This window comes from Rhizorhabdus sp. GW822-FHT03C02 (assembly GCF_058801765.1).
The window spans coordinates 360,635-384,931 of sequence record NZ_JBXANN010000002.1; the positions used below are offsets into that span (position 1 = coordinate 360,635).

Genomic DNA, 24,297 nt, shown 5'->3' on the forward strand with positions numbered 1-24,297 from the left:
ATCGGTGTTGGTGGGCGATCGGGGGATGCCAGGGGAGGGCTGGGTGGATGCGGACCATTGTCATGGTGATCGCGGGAATGGCGATCCTGGGTGGGGCGGCAATAGGACCATTTCTGATCGATATGGTACATGCGCTGAGCGGGTCTGAGTTCGCCCTCGATCGCGAGGCGCTCACGGTCCTGCTACCCGTTGTCGCGCTGATCGTCGCGGTCGCCGGGGGAGTGTTCGGCTATCATTACGGGCGGCCGGCGGATGTTTCTTCAGCGGACGTGGAATCGAGTGTGGATCGGCCATCGCTCGTTAGGCTCGCCCCTATTTTCGGTCTCGCGATCGCGGCGTCCGGGGTGATGATGATTCAGGCGGTGCGGGTCGGGCAAATGCCGGCACTCCAAGGTGCGATGGTGCTGCTGCTGGGAACGCTGACGCTGGTCGCGGGCGGCTACGTGCTCGATGATCTTGCTCGAGGCAAGAGTATAAGCATCGACAGCAATTGGGGCGGGCTTGGGGGAGGCCTGGGCGGTTGGCGGCTGTCGCCGACGACCACGACTTTGTTGATCACGCTGACGTTCCTCGGCGCGACGATGGCGGCCGGCTTGCCCAATCGGCCGGAACAGAACCTCCCCAATCAGGTAGAGTCGGGCGCGAACGAGGCGGGTGCGAACGAGGCGGGCGAGCGCAAGCCGGAGGAAAAGCAGGCCCAACTGGTCCAAACCGCCGACGGCCAGAATGCGGTGGTGGCAGGTCCGGGAGGCGAGGTCGCCGATCCTGAAAACGCGCCCAAGGGCGGTAGCCGATGACACTTCGGCTGACCGAGGGTTGGACGCGGGTCGAACCGATCGGCAACTGGCCTCTGTCGGGCGAACCGCATCACGCGACCTCGCGTGCCTATGAGCTTCTGTGTCGCGACCTCCATCGCTACTCACGCGATGAGATCGCCGGGCGATCTTACCTGATCGCCGGACATCGCGGTGCTGGCAAGACGACGATGGTGGCACGGGCGATCCTGGAAGTGCGCAATCGCATCCTGCAGGAATCGGCGAGCGCCGAGGCGTCAACTCTTGGGCGACGATCGCGGCTGCAGCGGCCTTTGCTCGTCAAGCTGATCGGCCAATCGCTGATCACGCCGCCGCCGCGGCTGCCGTCGGAGAAGGCCGATGGGACCTACGACACGGCCGATCAGGCCGATGAAAAACATGACCAGGTCGAGAGCGCGCTGGTCCACATCGCCATCGCATTGTACCGCGCGCTGGCGCAGGAAGTTGCCTCCGGCTTTGCGATCCATGCGGGCGGCTGCGCGCCGGGTGAGCGCGACGCGCGGCTGGAACTGGCAGCACAGCTCGCATTGGACCTGGATGGCGGACCGGAGCCGTCGGGCCTGCGACGCTATTGGAGCAGTATCGGACGGCTTTCGAAGGGCATATTATGGCCTGAAAATAGTGACGAGACACTGCGTGCCCGCTCGATCTACGATCAGGGGCTGCGCGAAATCATGGCCGTCGCGACGGCGGGGCAGACCTATCAGATTTGCTCGGGTCGGGTATCCTATGCGGTTACCAAGAAAGCGACCGCCGTCGACGACAACAAGATCGACAGCAGCATTGACATCAAGGGGGTGATCGAGCGGCTCGGCGCATTAATGGCAGGCGGAGTCGTCGGCGGCACCGTTGCCGGCACGTCGAGCAGCCTCAGCGGAGTGGGGGCGGGCGTCGCGGTTTGGCTGCTAAGCGCCACCGTGCTGAAAATCACCGGAATGCGGCAACAAAAAAGTGATGATACGGCCGATTTCAAGTTCATCCGGGACCGTTCGATCCAGACGCTCGACCGCGAATTACCGATCGTGATCGACCGGGTGCGCAATGCCGGACTGGCGCCGGTGTTCGTGATCGACGAACTCGACAAACTCGATGCCGAATCGGATACGATCACCCAGATATTCAACCGGCTTAAGCATCTCGTCGCCGACTACGGATTCTTCTGTTTCCTGACCAATCGCGATTATTATGATCGGATCGAGCGCAAGGTCGCCGTCGAGGCCTATCCGACCGAGCATACATATTTCAGCGAGCGGCTGCTGATCTACAACCGACCCGAAGATCTGTTCGCCTATCTGGTCGCGCTGGCCGACTCGGACAGCAAGACGCCCGAAGGGAAGCTCACGGAAACCGACAAGTTGGCAGCGTCGATCTTTGCGCTGGCGGTCATCTATCGATCCAAGCTGAACTTCACCGATGTCGCGCGCGAGGTCGCACATCTTGCCGGGCCCGACGATCGGATGATCGTCGCGGCCGAGGATATGCCGAACCGGTTCGACCTGAGGCTGGCCGCGACGATCCAGCTGGCGATCAATGAAGTCTTGCGTACGGAACCGATTGCGACGCGATTCCGTGATGATCCCGCATTCGCGCAGATGGCGATCGACGCGCTCTACTACATATCCCGTTGCTGGGAGCGCAACACCGACGAGGCGGTCAGCCTGTGTCCGGAGGATATCGGGGCGGACCTGATCGCACGAATTCAGACGCGAGGCGCGGCATCAAGCGATGCGGAGCGAGAAGCGAGCCCCGCTGTACCGGAATCTGCTCCCGAAGCTGTGGGCGGGGCAGCAGGGGGGGAGCCGGATCTGGACTGCCTTGGTCCGCCGACCGACGACGATCCGTCGAAATCGGTCGATGAGGGTGCACCCGATCATGAGGCCGACGACGACGGTGGAATGCGCGAGGAAGAGCTCCCGCCGGTTTCGATCAGCCCACCGGATCTTCGCATGCTGATCGATATGACGCTCAATCTTGCGGCATATCTCGTCGATTTCAAGAAGCTCGCCACGGCGGTCAAGGTCGCCCCCAACGCCGTGGAATGGCGGCTGAGCGATGTCGTGTTGACGTCGGTCGAAACGGGACTGATCCAGGCTGGTCCGAAGGCATTTTGTTATCATTTCCTGCTCGACGAGCGCGCCGTATCCCTGAAGAAGACCGACGTCGAATGGATCGATGACGACGGTCGCACCGTTATCACCTCTGCCCGGAATCTTATCGATGGCGTCAGGCGCCTGCTCGATGTGGCCGGGCTCTCGGTAGACGATCTGTTCAACCTTGGATTGGTGCCGGGCGAAAGCCGGACCACGGCGTTGGCCGAGGCGCTGGCCAACTTCGATGACGCGCTTAAGCGAGGCCTTTGGGATGAGGGAGTGAATCGCGGCTGTGTGACGGCCAACGCACTGGGCAATGCGCTCGATCAGCATGGTTTCGCGATCGGCATGCTGCTGTTGTGGATTGCCGCGCTCAAGCATGATCGACCCAACTGCACCACCGGTGACGTGGTGCACGCGATCACGCGCCACGCGCCGTTGGCGACCCTCGCGCCGGGGGGTGAGATGCGTGATATGCCCGCCGGCCTGACGCCGCCGCAACCGCTGAAACGCTATTCGTCAACCATCGAAGCCTTTGGCGTCATTCTCGCGCAGTTCGTAGCCAGTCTGCAAGGGCGTGCGGTGACGGTGATGGTGGATACATGGCCAATATGGCAGAAGAACTGCCTCTCCTATCTGACGGGGCAACCGCTTCCCGCGCCTTCGGTGAGCTATGCCGATCTGCTTGCGGCGGCCGCGGGACAGGCACCGGGAAGCTTGTTTCGTTACAGCTTGGCCGACATGTCGATCGCCGACTGGAGCAGGCTGGTCATTGCGGCGCTTCGTGACGATGACGGTGGCCCGGCGACGGCGCCGGCATGGGCATTTTTCGCGGGCCTTCGCGCGCTGGGATTCGATGTCGGCCTGCTGCGGCATCTGGCGAAAATGGGCCAATTGCCCTATATGGAACCGTGGAATGCGAATGACGACCTGGCGATCTCGACGATCGCTAACGGAGCCCCGGATCGGCCGCGCGGGCTGTTGTTCGTCAGCTTGACGGAAGACTTGGCGTTGCATGGTGCCGAGAAGCCCCAGGATAGGCCGATCCTGGCTGTTTCACAGGCCGAACGGAGTCGCTACGCGTTTACGCTCGAATGGTTGGCAGACGCGGATGCTTTCGAAGGAGTGGTCAATGAATCCACCAGATAAGCCAGGTGCCAATTCGCCGATGTCGGGCAAGTTGGCTTCGCTTCCGACGGTAACGATCAATCGTGGAAGCCCGCCGAGTGAGGAAGTGGCCCGCACGGGCGACGTCATCTACAATGTGCGCTCAGCCGCCGACGTCCTCGCGGCATTTACACGTCGGCCTAGAACGCCGGGCATCAAGAAATAATATTTGCCTATTTAGGGTTGCGTCGCTGTTTCTGCAAACCGCCGGATGAGGGGGCATCCATGCCAAATGTTCCAAGCCGCTATTCCTATTTGCGCCAGGAGCCGCTGCCGCCGCTGATGGTGCGGATCGCCCTCGACATGCAGGGCACGATCGAGGGGCCCGGCACGGCCGACAATCCGGTGATCCTCGGTTGGGCCGATGAGATCGCGAAATTGACCAACCGCCCTTATGACAATTGGGCTGCGGACTTCTTCAATGCCGACTCGATCGCCTGGTGCGGCCTGTTCGTCGCGGTTGCGGCCGCGCGTGCATCGCAGGGGCGGCCCGAGCGTTTCCCGCCCAACAAATATCTCGCCGCTTTGGCCTGGGCCAATTGGGGGGTGACCGTTTCGAAAGATGACATCGAGGTGGGCGACGTTGTCGCGATCACGCGGCAGGGCGGAGGACATGTATTCATCGCCGTCGGGGTGAGCGAAGATGGCAAGCGGGTGATGGGTATCGGCGGCAACCAGAATAATTCAGTTTCGTTCGCCGAGTTCGATACGAGCCGCATTTATGCGGTGCGCCGTCCGTCCTATACGAACAAACCTGCGGGCGCGCGCCGCGTCGTGCTTTCTTCCACGGGGGCGTTGGTCGCCGTCGCCGAGGCATAGAGTAGGATGAAATCCGACTGCGTCAGATCATCTGGTCCAAGCTTCTGATTTTTCGCGATATGCGAGTCATCATCGGGTGATCCACCTGATTTCATATCTCGTTGGAGCAGGCCATCTTATGCAATAAACATGTGATCTCGACGATGCCTCGCATCCGAGATCGATTTGTTCGGGCGTCGTACGGCAGATACCGGATTCAGGTGGTCGACCCACCGGAATCCGGTACCCGATACATCCTGCTTCAGGCTGCGATTTCAAAAGCGATCTTCAGCAGATTGGGGTTGGCCAAAGCGCTGTTCATTCGAAATCTACGCTCGGATCATGACCGAGCTCCCGCACACGTGCCGACCAGCGATCGAGCGCGGCGTAATAATAGTCGAAGATGCAGGGCTCGCACCCGCGGCCGCAGCATTCATAGGGCTCGGGTTTTTCGGGCGGCGGTGGGAGCGCGGACTCGGGCATGGGCCGAACTTCGCACAGCCATCGACGTCGCGACAGAGCGTCGCGACGTCGCGCAGGCACCGATCATGCCAGCGGTGCCGAGGCGCCCGTTCGGGAGATATGCTGCAGGAAGGCGAGGAAGACGCGCACGGCGGGGTTGGCGCGGCGGCTTTCCGGCCAGACTGCGGTGATGTTGTGGCGCTCGACGGCGAAGCCGGACAGCAGCGGGACCAGTTCGCCGCGCGCGATATAGGGGGCGGCGGCGAAGCTCGCGCCCATGCCGATCCCGCCGCCTGCGGCGACGGCGGCGATCACCGCCTCGCTCGCATCGACGACGATGCCGGACGCGGGCACGATCTCGACCTCGCGGTCGCCCATGTCGAACGGCCAGCGAAAGAGCTGGCCGCTGCTCTTGTAGCGCAGGTTGACGGTGTCATGGACCGCCAGCTCGTCGGGGTGCACGGGCATGCCGCGCGCCGCCAGATAAGCGGGCGACGCGAAGCAGCCGAGCCGGTGCGGCGCGAGCCGGCGCGACAGCAACTGCGAATCGGCCAGCTCGCCGATGCGGATCGCGACGTCGATCCCGTCCTCGACGATGTCGATCATCCGGTCGTCGAGGCGCAGGTCGATCGACAGCTGCGGGTGGAGCCTGCGGAACATCGGCAGCGCGGGCGCGATCAGGTGGATGCCGATCGGGAGCGACGCCGCGATCCGCAGGCTCCCCGCCGGTTCCGACCGGGCCGCCAGCGCCGCCTGCTCGATATCTTCGGCGTCGCGCAGCAGCCGCAGCGCGCGGTCGTGCAGGTCGCGCCCCTCCGGGGTGAGCGTCAGCGAGCGGGTGGTGCGGGTGAACAGCGATACTCCGAGGTTGCGCTCGAGCCGCTGGACGCTCTTGCTCACCGCCGAGGGCGAGATCGCCAGCGCACGCGCGGCGGCGGTATAGCTGCCCAACGACCCGGCCCGTGCGAAGGCGATCAGGCCGGTCAGCCGTTCGAGGATCATTTGTTCCTTCATGGCATGATTAAGACGAATATGGCGTCGATTATCAATGCGGGATCGCGACCTATGTGGGTGAGGCGGCGCCATCGCGCCGGATGGAGACGATCATGAGCGACAGGATGAAGGCGGTGCGGCTGCATGCGTTCGGTGGCCCCGAGATGCTGGTTTACGAGGATGCGCCGAAGCCTGCGCCGCAGCCGGGCGAACTGCTCGTCCGCGTCCATGCGGTCGGGGTCAATCCGCCCGACTGGTATCTGCGCGAAGGCTACAAAATGCTGCCGCCCGAATGGCAGCCGCAGGTGACGTTCCCGGTGATCGTCGGCACCGATGTCTCGGGGGTGGTAACGGCGGTCGGCGAGGGGGCCGAGGGCTTCGCCATCGGCGACGCGGTCTATGCGATGGTCCGCTTTCCGACCGGGCTTGCCGGAGAAAGCGCGGCCTATGCCGAATATGTCAGCGTTCCGGCGTCGGAACTCGCGCGCAAGCCTGCGGGCATCGATCATCGTCACGCCGCGGGCGCGCCGATGTCGCTGCTCACCGCCTGGCAGTTCCTCGTCGATTTGGGCCATGACGCGCCGAATCCGCTCCAGCCCGACCGGCATGTGCCGGTGCCGCTCGCGGGCAGGACCGTGCTCGTCAACGGCGCCGCGGGCGGCGTCGGGCATTTCGCGGTGCAGATCGCCAGGCTGAAGGGCGCGCATGTGATCGCGGTCGCCTCCGGCCGGCACGAGGCGCTGCTGCGCGAACTCGGCGCAGATGCGTTCATCGACTATGCCAAGACGCCGCCCGAGACGGTCGCGCAGGGTGTCGATCTGGTCGTCGACGCGGTCGGTGGCGCGAGCACCGGTCGCTTGCTGCGCACGCTGAAGCCAGGCGGTGCGTTGTTCCCGATCTTCCCGCTGGGCTTTGCCGATGGCGACGAGGCGGCGCGGCTGGGGGTCACCGTCTCGGCGACGCAGGTCCGATCGAGCGGGGCGCAACTCGCCGAACTCGCGCGGTTGCTCGACGACGGGACGATCCGGGTCGTGATCGACAGCGTCTATCCGCTTGCCGATGCGCGGGGCGCGCATGAGCGGGCGGCGCGGGGGCATATCCAGGGCAAGATCGTGCTCGAAGTGGCGTGAGCGTGTTGGCCTGGAGGATCATCCTTCAGGTCGACGCAGCGTGGCGGGGAACGGCGATCGCGCGAGCGGTGCAAGAAGATGGCGGCAGCGATGCAATGGTTCCTGGCCGATCAAAGCAGATCGCATATGCGCACACCGGTCTTTCCAGCGAATATCGGCATTTTTGCTGCCTAGTGGAAATAGCGATTGGCGCATATTCGTCTCGCGTCAGTAATGATCTCTCTCTAATGTTTGCGCACGGCTCGCGCCATGCAACAGGAAGGATGTATCATGATCAGGTCGATCCTCATTATCGCCGCGCTGTCCGCGGGAGCCGTCGCCCATGCGCAGGTTCCAGCTGGCGTTCGTCCGGCCTGCCCCGCCGGAACCCAATATGCGACGATCCGGCACAGTGAGGTGTTGCCCGGTAAATGGGCGACGTTCGCAAAGGCGGTCGCCGAGCATCAGGCCTGGTATGCCAGGCATGACAATGGCACGAGCACGATCATCGTGCGCACGCTCGCCGGCCGTGGCGGTGGCGCGACCGTGTCGGACAGCGATGCGGTGACGATCACCCGCTATGCCGACAAGATCCCGCCGGCCCATGATGCGGGCTGGGACGCCTTCACCGCGAAATATAAGGCGAGTAGCACGGTCAAGGACGAGATGCGGGTCTGCCTGCCCGCGGCGGGGCGCTGATAGCGGGAATTAAACGCTCGGGAATCAGGTATAGCGCCCTCGTATAGGCCGCCGTTATCGCCAATAGGCGTTGGCGGCGGCGATCGTCTGGAAGTTGATCGCGACGACCTGGGAGGCGGCGATCAGCGCGTCGGCGTCCTTTTCATAGACCGGACGCAGCGTCTTGCGGATCTCGTCCGACGGCTGGGTATATTTCACCCCCATCCTCGAGAGTTTCAGGGCGAGTTCGAAGCCCTGTTCGGGCGTCGTGGTCTGCAAGGTTTCGAGCCAGGTCGACATGTCATCCATCCCCTTCCATGGCCCTTTCGGAGCGCGTTGCTCCGGGGCCCGTCGACCATGGTCCGCTGGAACGATCGGCGCTTGAATGGACGTGCCGTGCCTGGTGCGAAATGCGCGCAAACGGGTATCGCGGCACGCCGGTGCGATGTTCGCTTCGTCAGCGATGATCAGCGCAACCAAGGTCGCCTTCAACCCTTCGTCGCGAAGCGCGTCGGCCGCGTCCTGCCCTCTCGCGGGATCGCGCGAGCGGTGCAGGCAGGCGCTACGCGCGAGCGCCTTTTCGAGCCGCCGGGCGATCGGATCGTCATGCTTGCTCAGGGGCTTGCTGCGTGATGCCGGCGTGTCGATGTTGCCGCCGGAAGGTCATGCGTGTCGCCACGGCGAGCAGCCAGACGATGAAGGGCAGTTCGCCAAGCTGCAGCAGGGACGCGATCCTCTCGCAGCTTGCGATCGCTCCGGCGGGCACCAGACCGGGCATGACCAGCATCGCGCCGGACCCGAGCAGCCAGCCCGCGCCGCCCGCCAGTTCGCACAGCCCAAGCAGCTTCGGAACGCAGTTGCTTCGGATGATGAGCAGGCCAAGGGGGAGGAGCCACAGCCCCCAGAAAATGCCGGCTATGCCGACACCCTGACCGTGAAGACGGATCATCAAACCCGCAAGTGCATCGCGTTGTGCCGGCGCGAGCGCGTTCGCGATGCCCGGATCGAGCGCCAGCGCCAGCGCGCCGACCTCGGTCAGCAGGTTGAGGAACATGATCGGGATCGGCACGAGCGCCAGCACGAACATCTGCCGCGCCAGGTTGCCGCTGACCGGCTTGAACATGCGGTACATCTGGATCGCGAGAAAGATCTCGACGGTCTGATAGACCGCCTCGCTCAAGATGTTCAGCCGGATCATCGGCTCGGCGGCGGCGATGCGCATGGCCATACCGCCCGCTCCGGCGCCATCGATCAGCTTGCCCGGATCGAGCGCGAACGACACCGGCGCAATCACGGCGTCGAGTCCGTAAAGGAGCGCCGCCATCGGAACCAGTTTACGGAAATCTTGCATGGTTCGGTTTCCCATTGTCGTCTTGCCGGCGCGCGGCGGCGGCGCGATCCGGACCAACCGGATCGGCTTCCCCGCCATCTCGAAGAAGAGCAGCGGCAGCATCTTTCGCCGCACATCTTATCGATATTCAATAAGAGGTGTTCGGCGCTGCGTCAACAAATTTATCGAAAAACGATAATTAATGCTGCGCGTGCGACAGGTCGGGCGGCCATTACCGGAAGGCGCCGCACGAGCGGATACCCATCCCGGTGAGCCAGACCCACCGGGATGGGTTAAAGGCAGGATGACATCTGCGCGCGTCGGATCATCTGTTCCAAGTCACCGATATGCAGCGATATTCGAGCCACCAAATGTCATATCGCTCCAGCTGGTTCACCGCACCTTCGCGCATTGATAGAGGAATTCGACGAAGCCCATCGTCGCGTCGTCGAAGCCGAGCACCTTGGGGTTGCTGCTTTCGATCAGCAGATATTCGTCGGGGGCGTGCGCGCCCGAGCCATGGCCGAAGCCGAACTGGCCGGCGGGGAGCGAGACCGGCGCCGAGGTGAAGACATAGCCGGGCCACGAGCCGGCGAGGCGCGGATAGACCGAGGTCTTGATCCCGGCCTTCTGATAGGCGGCGAGCTCGGCCTTGATCAGGGGTGCGTTCTCGTCGGTTTCGGTCGGGTCGTAGCCGCCCGAGACATTGACCTCGATATCGGCATAGCCGCGCTTGGCGAGGTGCGCCTTGATCTTGGCGACGCAGTCCTCATAGGTCTGGTCGGGCACCAGCCGCAGGTCGAGCTTGGCGACCGCGCGGCTCGGCAGGATGGTCTTGCCGCCGGTGCCGGTATAGCCGGCGACCAGCCCTTCGATGTTGACCGTCGGCATGGCCGCGAGCCGCTGCTGGGTCTCGACCCAGCCGAGATCGCCGACCCAGGCCTTGACCCCCATCTGCTTCATCTCGTCGGCCGAGTTCCGCTTGGCGGCCGAATCGGCGATCAGCGCCTTTTCGCGCGGCGACAGCGCGCGGACCTTGTCGAACCAGCCGTCGATCGCCGGGGTGTTGCCGTCGGGGGTGACGAGCGTGCCGAGCGCCTCGACCAGATGCCAGGCGGGGCTGTCGACGATCGCCTTGTTGCTCGAATGGAGATCCTTTGCGGGACCCCGGCCCCATTTCTCGCCCGAGGCGACCAGCTCGAGTTCGATCACCCCCTTGGCGCCGAGATTGACGACGACCGCGCCGTCGACCGGGCTCTGCCAGCTCGACGGGATCACCACCCCGATCGACTTCTTCAGCGCCGCGGTGATGTCGGGGCGGCGGACGATGTCGGCGAAATGCGGCGAGCCGATCTCCTCCTCGCCCTCGCATACCAGCACCAGGTTGACCGGGGGCTTGCGGCCGGCGGCCTTGAAGCCGTGGAGGGCGGCGAGCATCAGCGCCTCGGGGCCCTTCTGGTTGGTGGCGCCGCGGCCGACCATGACCTTGCCGAGCCCGGGCTTGTCGACGATCCGGCCTTCGAGCGGCGGCGACGACCATTCCTTCGGGTCGTACTGTTTGACGTCGTACATGAAATAGAGGCCGAGCGTCTGTTTGGCGCCATTGTCCATCGTCGCGAACACGCCGGGCACGCCGCGCGACGGCACCCGCTCGACATGCTGGAAGCCGGCGTCGCGCGCCAGCTCCATCATATATTTGCAGCCCTCCTCCATCGCGCGATTCTCGGCGGCGATCGAGGGCAGCGCGATCCAGTCGCGCAGCCGCTGGACATTGGGCTCGTGGGCGGCAGTGACGGCCTTGCGGATCGCGGCGGTGTCGCTGCTGCCGGTGGCGGCGAGCGCATTGGTCGACCCGATCAGCGTGGCGCCGGCCGCTACGGTCTTGAGCAGCATCCGCCGGCCGTTGTCGAACCCTTCGCCCATGATCGCCTCCCTGTTGGTCCTGTCCGGCCAATAGAAGGGGAATCCGGGGTTTCGACAAGATGCTATGAAAAGGGCGGAAAACGGCCGATCCGCTCGACACGAACGGTGGGAGGGGCTTCGATATTCGAGCCCTGTTACAGCAGCGCGATCGCCCGTTCGGCGGCGAACGCTGCCTCGCGCGCGGCGCGGGCGAGCTGGTCGAGGAAGGACGTCGCGCTGTCCTCGTCGGCGGCGTCGGTGGCGGCCTTGACCGCCGCCCAGGGCAGGCCGAGCAGTTGCGCGGCCTGCGCGACCGCGGCGGTCTCCATGTCGATCAGGGTCGCGCCGAGCGTCTGTCCGATCTCGGCGGCGTGGCCCGCGCTCTCGACGAACATGTCGGCGCTGGCGATCCGCGCCGGCGGCAGGGCGGCGAGGCCGGGCAGGGCGCGCGCCGCATAAGGGGTCAGCACCGGCTCGGGACCGAACGGGATCGACCCCGGATCGAAGCGGGCGAAGCGCGCCTCGCTGCGCGCGCCATAATCGGTCTGGACCGCGTCGACGATGCGGAAGGCGCCGCCGGGCCCCAGGCCGATCCGCGCCGCGGTGCCGATCACCATCAGCAGTTCGACCTGGTGGACATGTGCCAGCAGCGCCGCTGCGCTCGCCGAGGCGACCTTGCCGATGCCGGCGCAGGCGAGGAAGACGCTCCTGGCGCCGAGGTCGACCCGGCGGACCGCGATCGGGCCGGGGATTGTCTCGCCGGGGGTGTCGGGGGCGAAGGCCGCCAGTTCGGCGGGCATGCCGGTGACGATGCCGATGCGCTTCATGGATGCTCCGGTTGGAGGGCCGGCAGGCGCCGATTGGGAGAAGACAAGAAGAAGACCCTCACCCGGCCTCTCCCGCGAAAAGCGGGAGAGGGGCAGAAGAGCGTCCAGCTCGCGGTTGCAATCGGCGCCTAGCCACGATGCGTGACCGCGGTGTTACAGCCGGGGGAGGGTCACGCCCTGCTGGCCCATATATTTGCCGGCGCGGTCGGCATAGCTGACCTCGCAGGGCTCGTTGCCCTGGAGGAACAGGAACTGGCAGGCGCCTTCATTGGCGTAGATCTTGGCGGGCAGCGGGGTGGTGTTCGAGAATTCGAGGGTGACGTGCCCTTCCCAACCGGGTTCGAGCGGGGTCACGTTGACGATGATTCCGCAGCGGGCATAGGTCGACTTGCCGAGGCAGATCACCAGCACGTCGCGCGGCACCCGGAAATATTCGACCGTCCGCGCCAGCGCGAAGCTGTTGGGCGGGATCACGCAGCAATCGGTGGTGCGGTCGACGAAGCTGTTGGCTGCGAAATTCTTCGGGTCGACCGTCGCCGAATCGACATTGGTGAAGATCTTGAACTCGTTCGAGACCCGCGCATCATAGCCATAGGAGGACAGACCATAGCTGATGCAGCCGTCGCGGCGCTGGGCCTCGACGAAGGGTTCGATCATCCCGTCCTGCTGCGCGCGGTCGCGAATCCACTTGTCCGACATGATCGACATGAAAGTTTCAGTTCCCCGTGATGCCGAGATCGGCCGGCCCGAACGCGAACGGCAGCAGTTCGGACGCCTTGTGGCGCTCGACCTTGCGGCCATCGGCCGATCCGCAATGAATGTCGATGTCGCGGCCGCCGATCTGGGCGGCTTCGTTGATGATCTGGCGGCAGCGGCCGCACGGATAGATCGCGGCGTCGCCCGAGATCGTCCCGTCCTTCGCCAGCGCGCCGCCGATGATGCCGATCGCGACGACGTCGCGGAAGCGGCCCTGGGCATTGACGGTCGCCAGCGCGACCGTCTCGGCGCACAGCGACAGGCCGTAGCTGGCATTTTCGAAATTGGTGCCGGTGACGACCGATCCGTCGGTCAGCAGCACCGCGGCGCCGACCCCGAAGCGCGAATAGGGCGCATGGGCATGGCGCGCGGCCTCGCGTGCGGCATCGACCAGCACATGGCCCGCGACCAGGCTCATATCGACCGGCTCAGCCACGGACGTGGAGCACGCAGATCAGGGTGAACAGTCGCCGGGCGGTGTCGAAATCGAGGTCGATCTTGCTCTCGAGCCGGTCCTGGAGCAGCTGGGCGGCGTCGTTGTGGATGCCGCGCCGGGCCATGTCGACGGTCTCGATCCGCTCGGCCACCGACTGGCGGACGGCGGCGAAATAGCTGTCGCAGATCGCGAAATAATCCTTGATCACCCGGCGGAAGCTGCCGAGCGCGAGCACCAGCGTCTCGAGCAGGGTGCCATTCTCGGCGGCGATGTCGATCGCCAGCCGGTTCTCCTCGATCCGCAGGGTGATGCGGAACGGGCCCTTGTAGGATAAGGGATAGTCGCGCTTCGGCGCGAAATGATTTTCCTCGAGCAGATCGGCGATCGCGATCCGGCGCTCATGCTCGATATCGGCGTTGCGACGGACGATCGTCTTGTCGTCGAGGTCGATGGCGATGATGCGCGGCTGAGACATGCAGCAAGGCCGTAGAACATTTTCCTTTCGGGTGAAATCACCCGATAGCACCGAAAATAGGGATGATATGGCCTTATCCACAGAAGCGCCCCCGGCATCTTTCAGCGGGTCTCTTGAGCCGGCGCGCACATGAGCGGATAATCATCTCATGCTAGCACCCATTCCCGCGCCGGGCTCTCCCGAGCCCGAAGGCCAGACTCTGCCCCATAATGTCGAGGCGGAGGCGGCCCTGCTCGGCGCGATGATGATCGACAACCGAATCGCCGAGGATGTTCAGGTCCGGCTGCGCTCCGAGCATTTCTTCGAGCCGCTCCATGGCCGCATCTATGAGGCGGTGCTGCGGCTGGTCGACAAGAACATGGTCGCCAACCCGGTCACGCTGCGGCCGATGTTCGAGACCGACGTCGCGATGCGAGAGCTCGGTGGCGCGGGCTATCTGGCGCAATTGACCGGCAGCGGCGCCGCGCTGATCGGCGCGCGAGACTTCGCGACCCAGATCTACGATCTCGCGCTGCTGCGTGCGCTGATCGGGGTCGGCCGCGAAATGGTCGAGACCGCGCTCGACACCAGCGAATCGGTCGACCCCAAGAGCCAGATCGAGGCGGCCGAGGTCGCGCTCTACCGCGTCGCCGAGGAAGGCGGCGAGCAGGGCAGCGTCAAGAGCTTCGGCCAGGCGACCAAGCTGGCGGTCCAGGTCGCCGAGCGCGCGCTCAATTCGGGCGGGCATGTCTCGGGCATCACCACCGGGCTCGACAGCGTCAACAACAAGATCGGCGGCCTGCACCCGTCGGATCTGATCATCCTCGCCGGCCGTCCGGGCATGGGCAAGACCTCGCTCGTCACCAACATCGCCTTCAACGCGGCGATCCGGCTGACCCGCGATCGCGACGCCGGGATCGAAGACGAGAAGTCGGTCGGGGCCGGGGTCGCCTTCTTCAGCCTCGAAATGTCGGCCGACCAGCTGGCGACGCGTATCCTGTCCGAGCAGTCGGGGATCAGCTCCGAAAATCTGCGCATGGGCAAGATCAGCAACCAGGAGTTCAAGAATCTCGCGCGGGCCGCGCAGGATCTCGAAAATCTGCCGCTCTATATCGACGACACCCCGGGTCTGACGATCGCCGCGCTGCGCACCCGCGCGCGCCGGCTCAAGCGCCAGCGTGGGATCGGCGTCGTGATCGTCGACTATCTCCAGCTGCTCCAGGGATCGGGCAACGGCCGCGAGAGCAACCGCGTCCAGGAAATCTCGGAGATCAGCCGCGGTCTCAAGCAGCTCGCCAAGGAGCTGAGCGTGCCGGTGATCGCGCTGTCGCAGCTCAGCCGCGCGGTCGAGCAGCGCGAGGACAAGCGCCCGCAGCTGTCGGATCTTCGCGAATCGGGGTCGATCGAGCAGGACGCCGATATGGTGTGGTTCGTCTATCGCGACGAATATTATGTCCAGTCGCGCGAGCCCAAGCGGCCGATCGACGGCGACGACGCCAAGACCTTCGAGGCGCACGAGAACTGGGCCCGCGACATGGAACGCGCCTTCGGCATTTCCGAGCTGATCATCGCCAAGCAGCGCCACGGCTCGACCGGCAAGGTCCGGCTCAAGTTCGAGGCGCGGATCACCAAATTCTCCGATCTTGCCGAGGACTTTTACGCGCCGGCCGACGACTACGAATAACGGGCCGACCGACATTCACTCGGACTGGCCTGCAAATGGCGCCTTTCTGCGCTTCCGGTGCTCACGTCCATACAGGAACGCTGCGCTCCGGTTCTCGAAAGACACCATTTTCGTCACAGCCCGAGCCGAATGTCGATCGGCCCTACGAAACGCGCTTGGCAATCGGGAGGTGACAGCCTCCCGATTTCATGCTTTTCTCCGCGCTTCCGCAGAGACCCGAAAAGGGCAGGCGGTTCAGGAGAGAGATGATGATCCAGATCGAACAGCTGATCGAAACCGCCATGGGCAGCGCCGTGCTCGCCGCGCCGCTCTATCTGGTCTATCAGCTCGGGGCGTTCATTTTCGGCTGATTTCCACGGCTTTGCTCAGCAGCCATACCGGCCAAGCCGGGATTGGAGGGGGCAAGGGCGCGTTCTACCCGAACGAGATCCCGGCCTCCGCCGGGATGACGATATTGGGGCGCTCGCGAGACGACGCGCGCCTCAGAAAACCGGTTCTTCCCCGGGTTTCACCAGCGGCTCGCCATGGATGCCGCATTCGACCTTGTCCCAGCCGCGCCAGCGGCCCGCGCGGGGATCTTCGCCCGGCTTGACGATGCTGGTGCACGGCGCGCAGCCGATCGACAGATAGCCTTCGGCCTCGAGCGGATGGCGCGGCAGGTCGTGGCCTGAGAAATAGGCGTCGAGATCGTCCTTGGTCCAGTCGGCGAGCGGGTTGAACTTGATCCGGTCGCCGTCGAGTTCGAAGCGGGCGAGGCCCGAGCGGGTCGACGACTGGAAGCCCTTGCGGCCGGTGATCTGCGCATCGAAGCCCACCATCCCCTTGGCCAGCGGGATCACCTTGCGGATCTCGCAGCAGCCGTCGGGATCATAGGACCAGCGCAGCCCGGTCGCGTCCTTCTTTTCGACCACATCGCTGTCGGGCTTGAGGATGCGGACGTCGGTGAGGCCGAGCCGTTCGATCAGCAGGTCGCGATAGGCGATGGTCTCGTCGAACATCTTGCCGGTGTCGAGGAACAGCACCGGCACCGACCGGTCGACGCTGGCGACGAGATGGAGCAGCACCGCCGATTCGGCGCCGAAGGACGACACCACCGTCGCCCGGCCCAACAGATGCTCGCCGAGCACCGCGCGCAGCATCTCGGTCGTCCCGACGCCCGCGAAGCGGGTGTTGAGGCGCAACGCGTCGGCCGCGGTGAAGCGCGGCGACGTGTCGATCCGGTCGATGGCGCGCGCGCCCTCAGCCATGGCGCAGCGCCCAGACGGGCGCACGTCCATCGACGGTCTTCTGGTAGATCTTGCCCTGAAGCGCGAACAGCCGTTCGAGCACCTCTTCGTCGATCTCGGCATCGGCGACGAAGCTGTCGAAGCCGCAGCGGCGCATCGGCGGGATCTGGTCGACGAGCACGTCACCGGCGGCGCGCAGTTCGCCCGCATAGCCGGCCTCGCGCAGGATCGATCCGATCGAATAGCCGCGCCCGTCGCGGAACTTGGCGAAGGCGACCTCGATCAGCGCCAGCCGCGGCAGATGTTCGATCAGCGCGCGCGGATCGTCGGTCGATTCGAGCCGGACCGCGGTCGCGTTCGACTGGCCGAGAAAGGCGTCGAGGGTGACCGCGGGTTCTTCGTGAGCCTCGTCGTCGCGGAAGCGGAGGGACTTAACCATAGATCGCTTCCTTGAACGGGGCCTCGCCGATCCGGCGATAGGTGTCGACGAAGCGTTCGCCGTCGGCACGCTGGGCGGTGTAGACGCCGACCGCCTTTTCGATCGCGTCGACGACGCCGTCCTCGTTGAAGCCGGGGCCGATGATCTTGGCGATGCTGGTATCCTCCGCCGCCGATCCGCCGAACGAGAGCTGGTAATTCTCCTCGCCCTTCCGGTCGACGCCGAGGATGCCGATATGGCCGGCATGGTGGTGGCCGCAGGCGTTGATGCAGCCCGAGATCTTGAGCTTGAGTTCGCCGAGGTCGCGCTGGCGGTCGAGATCGGCGAAGCGCTGGGCGATCTTCTGCGCGAGCGGGATCGAGCGGGCATTGGCGAGCGCGCAATAATCGAGCCCGGGGCAGGCGATGATGTCGCCGATCAGGTCGAGATTGGCGGTGGCGAGACCGGCTTCGTCGAGCGCCTGCCAGACCGCATGGAGATCGGCCTTCCTGACATGCGGCAGGACGATGTTCTGGGCATGGGTGACGCGCAGCTCGTCGAGGCCGTAGCGCTCGGCGAGGCCCGCCATCACGTCCATCTGCGCCGAGGAGGCGTCGCCGGGGATGCCCGCGGTCGGCTTGAGGCTGATGTTGACGATCGCATAGCCCGGCGCCTTGTGGGCGCGGACATTCTGATCGACCCAGAGCGCGAAGTCGGGATCTGCACGATCGATCGCGTCGGGCAGGCCGGCTTCGAACGCGGGCGGCGCGAAGCCGGCGGCGATCCGCTGGAACTCGGCCTCGGGGGCGTCGAGCCCGAGGGTGCTCGTGTGGAGGAATTCCTCCTCGACCTGGCGGCGATATTCGTCGGCGCCGATCTCGTGGACGAGGATCTTGATCCGCGCCTTGTAGAGATTATCGCGCCGTCCGAAGCGGTTATAGACGCGCAGGCAGGCTTCCATATAGCTCAGGAAGTCGGCCTTGGGCAGGAACTCGCGGATCACCGGCGCGATCATCGGGGTGCGGCCCATGCCGCCGCCGACGAACACCCGGAAGCCGGTCTCGCCGGCGTCGTTGCTGTGCAGCTGCAGGCCGATGTCGTGGAGCTTGACCGCGGCGCGATCCTCCTCGGCACCGATCACCGCGATTTTGAACTTGCGCGGCAGATAGGTGAATTCGGGATGGAAGGTCGACCATTGGCGCAGCAGCTCGGCCCATGGGCGCGGATCCTCGACCTCGTCGGCGGCGGCGCCGGCGAACTGGTCGGACGAGATGTTGCGGATGCAGTTGCCGCTGGTCTGGATCGCATGCATCTCGACCGTGGCGAGCTCGGCGAGGATATCGGGGGTCTCGGCCAGGTTGATCCAGTTATACTGGATGTTCTGGCGGGTGGTGAAATGCCCGTAATCCTTGTCGTATTTGCGCGCGATATGCGCGAGCATCCGCATCTGCCGGCCGTTCATCGTGCCATAGGGCACCGCGACGCGCAGCATATAGGCGTGGAGCTGGAGATAGAGGCCGTTCATCAGCCGCAGCGGCTTGAACTGGTCCTCCGACATCTCGCCCGACAGGCGACGGCGCACCTGATCGCGAAATTCCTCGACGCGGGCGTCGACGATCGCCTGATCATATTCGTCATATTTATACATAAGAGAGGTCAGGCCTTCTCGATCTGGAAGTCGGGGCGAATGGCCAGGTCGGCACGCACGGTCGGCCCCGCCGCACGGATGCGGTCCTTGATATGGGCGGGCACCGGGCCCTGATCGGTCAGCTCGGCATCGATCACGATCGGACCGTTGACCCGCAGCGCCGCTTCCTCGACCTTGGCGACATGTTCGCCGTCATGGCCGACATCGACCGCGTCGGCGACGTGGCGCGACCAGCCCTTGCCCGTCCACCAGGTGACGTCGCCGGTCACCAGATCATTGCCCGTCACGATTTTCACGCCCTGTTCCTCAAGCCCTGTTCCTCACGCGTCTTTCATCACTTCGGCCTGGCGCGCCAGGCTGTTCAGCCGGTTTTCGGCATCCGACAGCAGCACGACTTCGCCCACCACGATGATCGCGGGGCTGAGCACGTCTTCGCGCGCGACCATGTCGCCGAGATCGGCGAGCAGGGTGCGCATCGCCCGGCTGCCCGCGAGCGTCCCGCGTTCGAGCACCGCGACCGGCATGTCGGGGGCGACGCCGTCGGCCATCAGCTTGTCGGCGATCAGCCCGGCGCAGGTCACCCCCATATAGATGACGAGGGTGCGGCCCTGGCCGGCGAGCCCCGCCCAATTCTGTTCGGACAGGCCGCGGCAGGTGCCGGCGACGAAGCTGACCGCGCTCGACCAGTCGCGGTGGGTCAAGGGCAGCATCGCCTCGGCCGCGCAGCCCAGCGCCGACGACACGCCGGGGATCACCTCGACCGCGAGCCCCTCGGCGCGCACCGCCTCGACCTCTTCGCCGCCGCGACCGAACACGAACGGATCGCCGCCCTTCAGCCGCACCACGATCGATCCGGCCTTCACATGGGCGATGATCAGCGCGTTGATCGCCTCCTGCGACAAAGTGTGGCGATCGCGTTTCTTGGCGACCGAAATGCGCTGGGCGGCGGCGGGAGCGATGTCGAGCACGCGCATATCGATCAGCCCGTCATGGACGACGACATCGGCGATCTTGAGCGCCTCGACCGCGCGCACGGTCAACAGCCCCGGATCGCCGGGACCGGCACCAACGAGGATCACGCGTCCCCGCGCATCAGGATCGAGCAGACTGGCCATGGCTGCCAGATGGCCCCGGACGCGGCGATGCGCAAATGACGCTTGCTTGGGATGCAAAGAAATTTTCTTTTATCGGGTTTCGGGAAGGGTGGGCGCCGGCGGCGTCGATGCGTCCTTCAACGCGACCCCGCTGAGCCGGCGATCGCGCGCCTCACGCATCAGCCACATGATCCGGCCCGCGGCGGCGTGATAGTCGAGCCCGTGCGGCGGCCGGATGTTCGACACGCAGTTGCGCTCGCTGTCGCTGCGGCCCGGCCGCGGCGCCCAGGTCAGATAGGCGCCGAGGCTGTCGGGGGCACTCAGGCCCGGCCGCTCGCCGATCAGCACCACCACCATGTCGACTCCGAGCGCCGCGCCGATCGCGTCGCCGAGCGCGACCCGTGCGTGGCGCGCGACGACGATCGGGGCGATGCGCCAGTCGCCCAGCCGCGCCTGCAAGGCCGCGACCAAAGGCGCGGCATGCGCCTGGACCGCGGTCGCCGACAGCCCGTCGGCGATGACGAAGGCGACCTCGGCATCGGTCGGGGCGAGATCATGGACGCCCAGCCGCCGGCCGAGATCGGGACGCTGGAGATAGGTCGCGCGGTCGTTCGCCTGGCTGGCGACCTCGAGGATCGGGGTGCCGAGCGCTGCCGACAGCGCGGGCGTGTCGAGTTCGGCATGAACCGCGTCGCGCGCGCGGGCATGGGCGAGCTGGAAATCGAGCATCGGCGCGGTCGGCAGCCCCTGTCCGGCGCGGCCGAGCGCGACCCGGGCCTGGGTCACCGCGCGCAGCCGCCGGGCGAGGTCGGTCGGCTCGCCGCTCATGAGGCGGGCAATCCCACCGGCCGCCTGGCGAGCAGCGAGCGTTCGGGCGCGCCGATCCGGCCCTGCGCGTCGATCAGGCCGACCTCGGCGAGCCAGGCCTCGAACTCGGGGGCGGGGCGCAGGCCGAGCGTCTCGCGCAGATAGAGCGCGTCGTGGAAGCTGGTCGACTGATAGTTGAGCATGATGTCGTCGGCACCGGGGACGCCCATCACGAAATTGACGCCGGCGACCCCGAGCAGGGTGAGGATTCCGTCCATGTCGTCCTGATCGGCCTCGGCATGGTTGGTGTAGCAGATGTCGAGCCCCATCGGCAGGCCGAGCAGCTTGCCGCAGAAATGATCCTCGAGCGCGGCGCGCAGGATCTGTTTGCCGTCGTAGAGATATTCGGGGCCGATGAAGCCGACCACCGAGTTGACGAGCAGCGGCCTGAACGCCCGCGCGACCGCATAAGCGCGCGCTTCGAGCGTCTGCTGGTCGACGCCGTGATGCGCGTCGGCCGACAGCGCCGATCCTTGGCCGGTCTCGAAATACATCACGTCGCGGCCGACGGTGCCGCGGCCGAGCGCGAGGGTTGCGTCATGCGCCTCGGCGAGCAGCGCGAGGTCGATGCCGAAGCCGCGATTGGCGGCCTGGGTGCCGGCGATCGACTGGAAGCACAGGTCGAGCGGTGCGCCGCGTCCGATCAGTTCGAGGCTGTTGGTGACATGGGTGAGCACGCAGCTCTGGGTCGGGATCGCATAGGCCTGGCGCACCTCGTCGATCAGGTCGAGCAATGCCGCCGCGGTCGCGACATTGTCGGTCGCCGGGTTGATCCCGATCACCGCGTCGCCCGAACCCATCAGCAGCCCGTCGAGGATGGTGGCGGCGATCCCGGCGGGATCGTCGGTCGGATGGTTGGGCTGGAGCCGCACCGACAGCCGGCCGGGCAGGCCGATCGTGCTGCGGAAGGCGCTGGTCACCCGGATCTTGCGGGCGACCGCGATCAGATCCTGGTTGCGCATCAGCTTCGAGACCGCCGCCGCCATTTCGGGGGTGATGCCGGCGGCGATCGCGCCGATTGCGTCGGTCGCGAGTAGCCATTCGCGAAAGCCGCCGACGGTCAGATGCGCGACGGGCGCGAAGGCGGCGGGGTCATGGCGGTCGACGATCAGCCGGCTGACCTCGTCGGTCTCGTAGGGGATCACCAGATCCTGGAGGAAGGTCGCGAGCGGCAGGTCGGCGAGGGCGTAGCGCGCGGCGACCCGGCGTTCGGCGCTGTCGGCGGCGATCCCGGCGAGCAAGTCGCCCGACCGCAGCGGGGTGGCGTGGGCGAGCAGGGTCCGCAGGTCGGCGAAGCGGTGGCGGGTGCCGCCAAGGTCGGTCTGGTAGCTCGGCAGGACGCGCACTCCCGGCTGGAGAAAGCGCAGATTAGGGCGGGATAGCGCGATCGACAATGGTGCCGGCGGGCGGCGCACGATCGTGCGGCTTGCGGGGCGACGGTCCTGCGGCGATAGAGAATGCGCGGGCAGCGAGGAGTACCGGGCGTGGCGGACTGGGATGACGGCTATTGGTGGTCCCGCGACGGCCTGCGTCTCCATTATCGCAGCTATGGCGCCGGCGCCGGGCATGACGGCCCGCCGATCATCTGTCTCGCCGGCTTGACCCGCAACGCGCGCGATTTCGCGCCGGTCGCGGCCCGGCTTGCCGGACAGCGCCGGCTGATCCTGGTCGAACTGCGCGGGCGCGGCGAGAGCGCCTATGCCAAGGACGCCAACACCTATGTCCCGCTCACCTATCTGCAGGACGTCCAGGCGCTGCTCGACGATCTGAAGCTCGACCGCTTCATCCTGTTCGGCACCTCGCTCGGCGGCATCTTGTCGATGCTGATCGCCTCGACCCACCAGGGCCAGGTGGCGGGCCTGCTGCTCAACGATATCGGCCCGAAGGCCGAGGCCGAGGGGTTGGCGCGAATTCGCGGCTATGTCGGCAAGTCGGCGAGCTATCCGACCTGGCTGCATGCCGCGCGCGCGCTCGGCGAGGGGCAGCGCCAGGCCTATCCCGATTATGAGCTCGAAGACTGGCTCGGCATGGCGAAACGGCTGTGCCGGCTGACCGCGGCGGGCCGGATCGTCTATGATTACGACATGGCGATCGGCGAGCCGTTCAAGGTGCCGGGCGGCGAGGCCGGGGTCGATCTGTGGCCGGCGGTCGAGGCGCTCAAGCCGATCCCGAGCCTGCTGATCCGCGGCGGGCTGTCGGACATCATCTCCAACGCGACCGCCGCACGGATGGTCGGCGAGCTGCCGCTGATGGAGGAACTGGTGCTGCCGCGGATCGGCCATGCGCCGACGCTGTGGGAGCCCGAAAGCGAGGCCGCGATCGACCGGCTGCTGGCGCGGATCGACGCCGACCGGGGCACGGCCGCCTGATGGCGCCGGTCCGCATCCTCCATTGCCATTCGACCTTCAGCCTGGGCGGCAAGGAGGCGCGGGCGGTGCGGCTGATGAACGCGTTCGGTTCGGCCGCCGAACATGTCGTGCTGAGCGCGGTGCCCGATGCGCTGGGCGCGCGCGACGCGATCGATCCGGCGATCAAGGTCGACTTTCCCGGCGATGCCGCGCCGGCGCTCCACGGCAAGCCGTCGCCGGGGCGTTATCGCCGGCTCGCCGCCTATATGCAGGGCTTCGACCTGGTGCTCACCTATAATTGGGGGGCGATGGACGCGGTCGGGGCGCGGCGGATGTGGGCGCCATTCATGACGCTGCCGCCGCTGATCCATGCCGAGGACGGGTTCAACCAGGACGAGGTGGTGCGCCAGAATCCGAAGCGCGTGTGGTTCCGCCGGCTGATGCTGCCGGCGGCGCGGGTGGTGGTGGTGCCCTCGCGGCGGCTCGAGACGATCGCGCGGACGATCTGGTGGCAGCCCGCCAGGCGCGTGCTGCGGCTGTCGAACGGCATCCGCCTGCCGAGCGATGCCGAGTTGGCCGATCCCCGGCCGATCCCTGGGGTCGAGCCCGGCCCGGGGCTGCTGATCGGCACCGTCGCAGGCTTGCGCGCGGTCAAGAATCTGCCGCGGCTGGTGCGGATCTTCGCGGATGGGGCGCCCGCCGATGCCCGACTGGTGATCCTGGGCGAAGGGCCCGAGCGCGGCGCGATCGTTGCCGAAGCGGAGCGGCTGGGGGTTGCCGACCGGCTGATCCTGCCCGGCTTCGTGCGCGATCCGGCGGGGGCGATGGCGGCGTTCGACATCTTCGCGCTGACGTCGGACAGCGAGCAGTTCCCGATCTCGCTGGTCGAGGCGATGGCCTGCGGCCTGCCCGCCCTGTGCACCGATGTCGGCGACATCGCGTCGATGGCGGCGCCCGAGAACCGGCCGTTCATCGTCCCCGCCGCCGACGAGAAGGGGCTGGCGCGGGCGCTGGCGATGCTGTGCGCCGACCCCGGGCTGCGGCGCTCGGTGGGGAGCGCCAACCGGGCGCTGGCGCTGGCCGAATTTGCCGAGGAGGCGATGATCGGCTATTATCATAAGTTGTACGAAGCCGCGATCGGGCGGCCCGGCGCGCTCGGATAGGGCCGGCGCGATTTTACGCGCAATTTTTTGCG

Annotated in this window: 24 protein-coding genes; 8 read left to right on the forward strand and 16 right to left on the reverse strand. The window is 66.1% G+C overall.

The genetic code is table 11. The features are described from left to right. The first annotated feature begins 47 nt into the window (after positions 1–47). The 3 genes from AC1RM6_RS08830 (at position 48) to AC1RM6_RS08840 (ending at position 4,891) form a co-directional block, all read left to right on the forward strand. A complete protein-coding gene (locus tag AC1RM6_RS08830) occupies positions 48–797 on the forward strand; it encodes a hypothetical protein (protein WP_493100201.1) in 750 nt (249 codons plus the stop codon). Then, positions 794–4,054 carry a hypothetical protein gene (locus AC1RM6_RS08835; protein WP_493100203.1) on the forward strand — a complete coding sequence of 1,087 codons (3,261 nt, stop codon included), beginning with the start codon at positions 794–796 and terminating at the stop codon, positions 4,052–4,054. The genes AC1RM6_RS08830 and AC1RM6_RS08835 overlap by 4 nt, the downstream gene beginning before the upstream one ends. 243 nt (positions 4,055–4,297) lie before the next feature. Further along, positions 4,298–4,891: a TIGR02594 family protein gene (locus AC1RM6_RS08840; protein ID WP_493100205.1), complete on the forward strand. Its 594-nt coding sequence runs from the start codon at positions 4,298–4,300 to the stop codon at positions 4,889–4,891. A 297-nt stretch (positions 4,892–5,188) separates the two neighbouring features. Here AC1RM6_RS08840 and AC1RM6_RS08845 read toward each other — a convergent pair whose 3' ends face one another. Both AC1RM6_RS08845 and AC1RM6_RS08850 read right to left on the reverse strand, forming a co-directional pair. Further along, positions 5,189–5,353, reverse strand: coding sequence for an oxidoreductase-like domain-containing protein (locus AC1RM6_RS08845; RefSeq protein ID WP_493100207.1), 165 nt, complete (start codon positions 5,351–5,353; stop codon positions 5,189–5,191). 63 nt (positions 5,354–5,416) lie between these two features. Beyond that, positions 5,417–6,346: a LysR family transcriptional regulator gene (locus AC1RM6_RS08850; protein WP_493100209.1), complete on the reverse strand. Its 930-nt coding sequence runs from the start codon at positions 6,344–6,346 to the stop codon at positions 5,417–5,419. A gap of 92 nt (positions 6,347–6,438) precedes the next feature. Here AC1RM6_RS08850 and AC1RM6_RS08855 point away from each other — a divergent pair, with 92 nt between their 5' ends. Both AC1RM6_RS08855 and AC1RM6_RS08860 read left to right on the forward strand, forming a co-directional pair. Next, positions 6,439–7,455, forward strand: coding sequence for an NADP-dependent oxidoreductase (locus AC1RM6_RS08855; RefSeq protein ID WP_493100211.1), 1,017 nt, complete (start codon positions 6,439–6,441; stop codon positions 7,453–7,455). Positions 7,456–7,725: 270 nt separating this feature from the next. Then, complete coding sequence (locus AC1RM6_RS08860) at positions 7,726–8,133, forward strand: hypothetical protein (protein ID WP_493100213.1); 408 nt, start codon at positions 7,726–7,728, stop codon at positions 8,131–8,133. A 54-nt stretch (positions 8,134–8,187) separates the two neighbouring features. Here AC1RM6_RS08860 and AC1RM6_RS08865 read toward each other — a convergent pair whose 3' ends face one another. The 7 genes from AC1RM6_RS08865 to AC1RM6_RS08895 all read right to left on the reverse strand — a co-directional run bounded on the left by AC1RM6_RS08865 (position 8,188) and on the right by AC1RM6_RS08895 (position 13,838). Next, positions 8,188–8,412 carry a hexameric tyrosine-coordinated heme protein gene (locus tag AC1RM6_RS08865; RefSeq protein ID WP_493100214.1) on the reverse strand — a complete coding sequence of 75 codons (225 nt, stop codon included), beginning with the start codon at positions 8,410–8,412 and terminating at the stop codon, positions 8,188–8,190. Positions 8,413–8,716: 304 nt separating this feature from the next. Next, positions 8,717–9,565, reverse strand: coding sequence for a DUF4386 domain-containing protein (locus AC1RM6_RS08870; protein WP_493100216.1), 849 nt, complete (start codon positions 9,563–9,565; stop codon positions 8,717–8,719). Between the two features lie 270 nt (positions 9,566–9,835). Beyond that, positions 9,836–11,365 (reverse strand): M20/M25/M40 family metallo-hydrolase, encoded by a 1,530-nt coding sequence (locus AC1RM6_RS08875; RefSeq protein WP_493100217.1) that lies wholly within the window; start codon positions 11,363–11,365, stop codon positions 9,836–9,838. A 134-nt stretch (positions 11,366–11,499) separates the two neighbouring features. Then, positions 11,500–12,171 carry a phosphorylase family protein gene (locus tag AC1RM6_RS08880; protein WP_493100218.1) on the reverse strand — a complete coding sequence of 224 codons (672 nt, stop codon included), beginning with the start codon at positions 12,169–12,171 and terminating at the stop codon, positions 11,500–11,502. A 153-nt stretch (positions 12,172–12,324) separates the two neighbouring features. Beyond that, positions 12,325–12,879 (reverse strand): dCTP deaminase, encoded by a 555-nt coding sequence (gene dcd, locus AC1RM6_RS08885; protein WP_493100220.1) that lies wholly within the window; start codon positions 12,877–12,879, stop codon positions 12,325–12,327. Positions 12,880–12,886: 7 nt separating this feature from the next. Next, positions 12,887–13,345: a cytidine deaminase gene (locus AC1RM6_RS08890; RefSeq protein ID WP_493100222.1), complete on the reverse strand. Its 459-nt coding sequence runs from the start codon at positions 13,343–13,345 to the stop codon at positions 12,887–12,889. Between the two features lie 10 nt (positions 13,346–13,355). After that, positions 13,356–13,838, reverse strand: coding sequence for a UPF0262 family protein (locus tag AC1RM6_RS08895; RefSeq protein ID WP_493100224.1), 483 nt, complete (start codon positions 13,836–13,838; stop codon positions 13,356–13,358). Between the two features lie 148 nt (positions 13,839–13,986). On the opposite strand from AC1RM6_RS08895, the gene AC1RM6_RS08900 reads away from it, so the two are divergent. Continuing rightward, positions 13,987–15,501: a replicative DNA helicase gene (locus AC1RM6_RS08900; RefSeq protein WP_493100226.1), complete on the forward strand. Its 1,515-nt coding sequence runs from the start codon at positions 13,987–13,989 to the stop codon at positions 15,499–15,501. 482 nt (positions 15,502–15,983) lie between these two features. Here the strand turns inward: AC1RM6_RS08900 and AC1RM6_RS08905 are convergent, their stop codons facing one another. The 7 genes from AC1RM6_RS08905 to AC1RM6_RS08935 all read right to left on the reverse strand — a co-directional run bounded on the left by AC1RM6_RS08905 (position 15,984) and on the right by AC1RM6_RS08935 (position 22,100). Beyond that, positions 15,984–16,748 carry a phosphoadenylyl-sulfate reductase gene (locus tag AC1RM6_RS08905; RefSeq protein WP_493100228.1) on the reverse strand — a complete coding sequence of 255 codons (765 nt, stop codon included), beginning with the start codon at positions 16,746–16,748 and terminating at the stop codon, positions 15,984–15,986. Then, positions 16,741–17,166 carry a DUF934 domain-containing protein gene (locus AC1RM6_RS08910; protein WP_493100230.1) on the reverse strand — a complete coding sequence of 142 codons (426 nt, stop codon included), beginning with the start codon at positions 17,164–17,166 and terminating at the stop codon, positions 16,741–16,743. The genes AC1RM6_RS08905 and AC1RM6_RS08910 overlap by 8 nt, the downstream gene beginning before the upstream one ends. After that, positions 17,159–18,793, reverse strand: a complete 1,635-nt coding sequence (locus AC1RM6_RS08915; RefSeq protein WP_493100232.1) for a nitrite/sulfite reductase — start codon at positions 18,791–18,793, stop codon at positions 17,159–17,161. The genes AC1RM6_RS08910 and AC1RM6_RS08915 overlap by 8 nt, the downstream gene beginning before the upstream one ends. Before the next feature lie 8 nt (positions 18,794–18,801). Further along, positions 18,802–19,089 carry a DUF2849 domain-containing protein gene (locus AC1RM6_RS08920; protein ID WP_493100234.1) on the reverse strand — a complete coding sequence of 96 codons (288 nt, stop codon included), beginning with the start codon at positions 19,087–19,089 and terminating at the stop codon, positions 18,802–18,804. A 24-nt stretch (positions 19,090–19,113) separates the two neighbouring features. After that, complete coding sequence (cobA, locus tag AC1RM6_RS08925; RefSeq protein WP_493100236.1) at positions 19,114–19,908, reverse strand: uroporphyrinogen-III C-methyltransferase; 795 nt, start codon at positions 19,906–19,908, stop codon at positions 19,114–19,116. A 69-nt stretch (positions 19,909–19,977) separates the two neighbouring features. Beyond that, positions 19,978–20,715, reverse strand: coding sequence for an ethanolamine ammonia-lyase subunit EutC (gene eutC / locus AC1RM6_RS08930; RefSeq protein ID WP_493100238.1), 738 nt, complete (start codon positions 20,713–20,715; stop codon positions 19,978–19,980). Continuing rightward, positions 20,712–22,100: an ethanolamine ammonia-lyase subunit EutB gene (locus AC1RM6_RS08935; protein ID WP_493100240.1), complete on the reverse strand. Its 1,389-nt coding sequence runs from the start codon at positions 22,098–22,100 to the stop codon at positions 20,712–20,714. The genes eutC and AC1RM6_RS08935 overlap by 4 nt, the downstream gene beginning before the upstream one ends. A 138-nt stretch (positions 22,101–22,238) precedes the next feature. On the opposite strand from AC1RM6_RS08935, the gene AC1RM6_RS08940 reads away from it, so the two are divergent. Beyond that, entirely contained in the window at positions 22,239–23,123 is an 885-nt protein-coding gene (locus AC1RM6_RS08940) for an alpha/beta fold hydrolase (protein WP_493100244.1), read from the forward strand. Further along, on the forward strand, positions 23,123–24,265 hold the full coding sequence (locus tag AC1RM6_RS08945) for a glycosyltransferase (RefSeq protein WP_493100247.1): 1,143 nt from the start codon (positions 23,123–23,125) through the stop codon (positions 24,263–24,265). Before AC1RM6_RS08940 ends, AC1RM6_RS08945 begins: the two co-directional genes overlap by 1 nt. Positions 24,266–24,297 lie beyond the last annotated feature (32 nt).

What these genes read in the sequence shown, in the direction of transcription:
- AC1RM6_RS08855 (WP_493100211.1), top strand. Translation starts at nt 6,439, where the DNA reads ATGAGCGACAGGATGAAGGCGGTGCGGCTGCATGCGTTCGGTGGCCCC.
- AC1RM6_RS08895 (WP_493100224.1), bottom strand. Translation starts at nt 13,838, where the DNA reads ATGTCTCAGCCGCGCATCATCGCCATCGACCTCGACGACAAGACGATC.
- AC1RM6_RS08945 (WP_493100247.1), top strand. Translation starts at nt 23,123, where the DNA reads ATGGCGCCGGTCCGCATCCTCCATTGCCATTCGACCTTCAGCCTGGGC.
- eutC (WP_493100238.1), bottom strand. Translation starts at nt 20,715, where the DNA reads ATGAGCGGCGAGCCGACCGACCTCGCCCGGCGGCTGCGCGCGGTGACC.
- AC1RM6_RS08875 (WP_493100217.1), bottom strand. Translation starts at nt 11,365, where the DNA reads ATGGGCGAAGGGTTCGACAACGGCCGGCGGATGCTGCTCAAGACCGTA.
- dcd (WP_493100220.1), bottom strand. Translation starts at nt 12,879, where the DNA reads ATGTCGATCATGTCGGACAAGTGGATTCGCGACCGCGCGCAGCAGGAC.
- AC1RM6_RS08835 (WP_493100203.1), top strand. Translation starts at nt 794, where the DNA reads ATGACACTTCGGCTGACCGAGGGTTGGACGCGGGTCGAACCGATCGGC.
- AC1RM6_RS08900 (WP_493100226.1), top strand. Translation starts at nt 13,987, where the DNA reads ATGCTAGCACCCATTCCCGCGCCGGGCTCTCCCGAGCCCGAAGGCCAG.
- cobA (WP_493100236.1), bottom strand. Translation starts at nt 19,908, where the DNA reads ATGGCCAGTCTGCTCGATCCTGATGCGCGGGGACGCGTGATCCTCGTT.
- AC1RM6_RS08915 (WP_493100232.1), bottom strand. Translation starts at nt 18,793, where the DNA reads ATGTATAAATATGACGAATATGATCAGGCGATCGTCGACGCCCGCGTC.
- AC1RM6_RS08870 (WP_493100216.1), bottom strand. Translation starts at nt 9,565, where the DNA reads ATGCTGCCGCTGCTCTTCTTCGAGATGGCGGGGAAGCCGATCCGGTTG.
- AC1RM6_RS08890 (WP_493100222.1), bottom strand. Translation starts at nt 13,345, where the DNA reads ATGAGCCTGGTCGCGGGCCATGTGCTGGTCGATGCCGCACGCGAGGCC.
- AC1RM6_RS08905 (WP_493100228.1), bottom strand. Translation starts at nt 16,748, where the DNA reads ATGGCTGAGGGCGCGCGCGCCATCGACCGGATCGACACGTCGCCGCGC.
- AC1RM6_RS08845 (WP_493100207.1), bottom strand. Translation starts at nt 5,353, where the DNA reads ATGCCCGAGTCCGCGCTCCCACCGCCGCCCGAAAAACCCGAGCCCTAT.
- AC1RM6_RS08860 (WP_493100213.1), top strand. Translation starts at nt 7,726, where the DNA reads ATGATCAGGTCGATCCTCATTATCGCCGCGCTGTCCGCGGGAGCCGTC.
- AC1RM6_RS08840 (WP_493100205.1), top strand. Translation starts at nt 4,298, where the DNA reads ATGCCAAATGTTCCAAGCCGCTATTCCTATTTGCGCCAGGAGCCGCTG.
- AC1RM6_RS08880 (WP_493100218.1), bottom strand. Translation starts at nt 12,171, where the DNA reads ATGAAGCGCATCGGCATCGTCACCGGCATGCCCGCCGAACTGGCGGCC.
- AC1RM6_RS08865 (WP_493100214.1), bottom strand. Translation starts at nt 8,412, where the DNA reads ATGTCGACCTGGCTCGAAACCTTGCAGACCACGACGCCCGAACAGGGC.
- AC1RM6_RS08850 (WP_493100209.1), bottom strand. Translation starts at nt 6,346, where the DNA reads ATGAAGGAACAAATGATCCTCGAACGGCTGACCGGCCTGATCGCCTTC.
- AC1RM6_RS08910 (WP_493100230.1), bottom strand. Translation starts at nt 17,166, where the DNA reads ATGGTTAAGTCCCTCCGCTTCCGCGACGACGAGGCTCACGAAGAACCC.
- AC1RM6_RS08830 (WP_493100201.1), top strand. Translation starts at nt 48, where the DNA reads ATGCGGACCATTGTCATGGTGATCGCGGGAATGGCGATCCTGGGTGGG.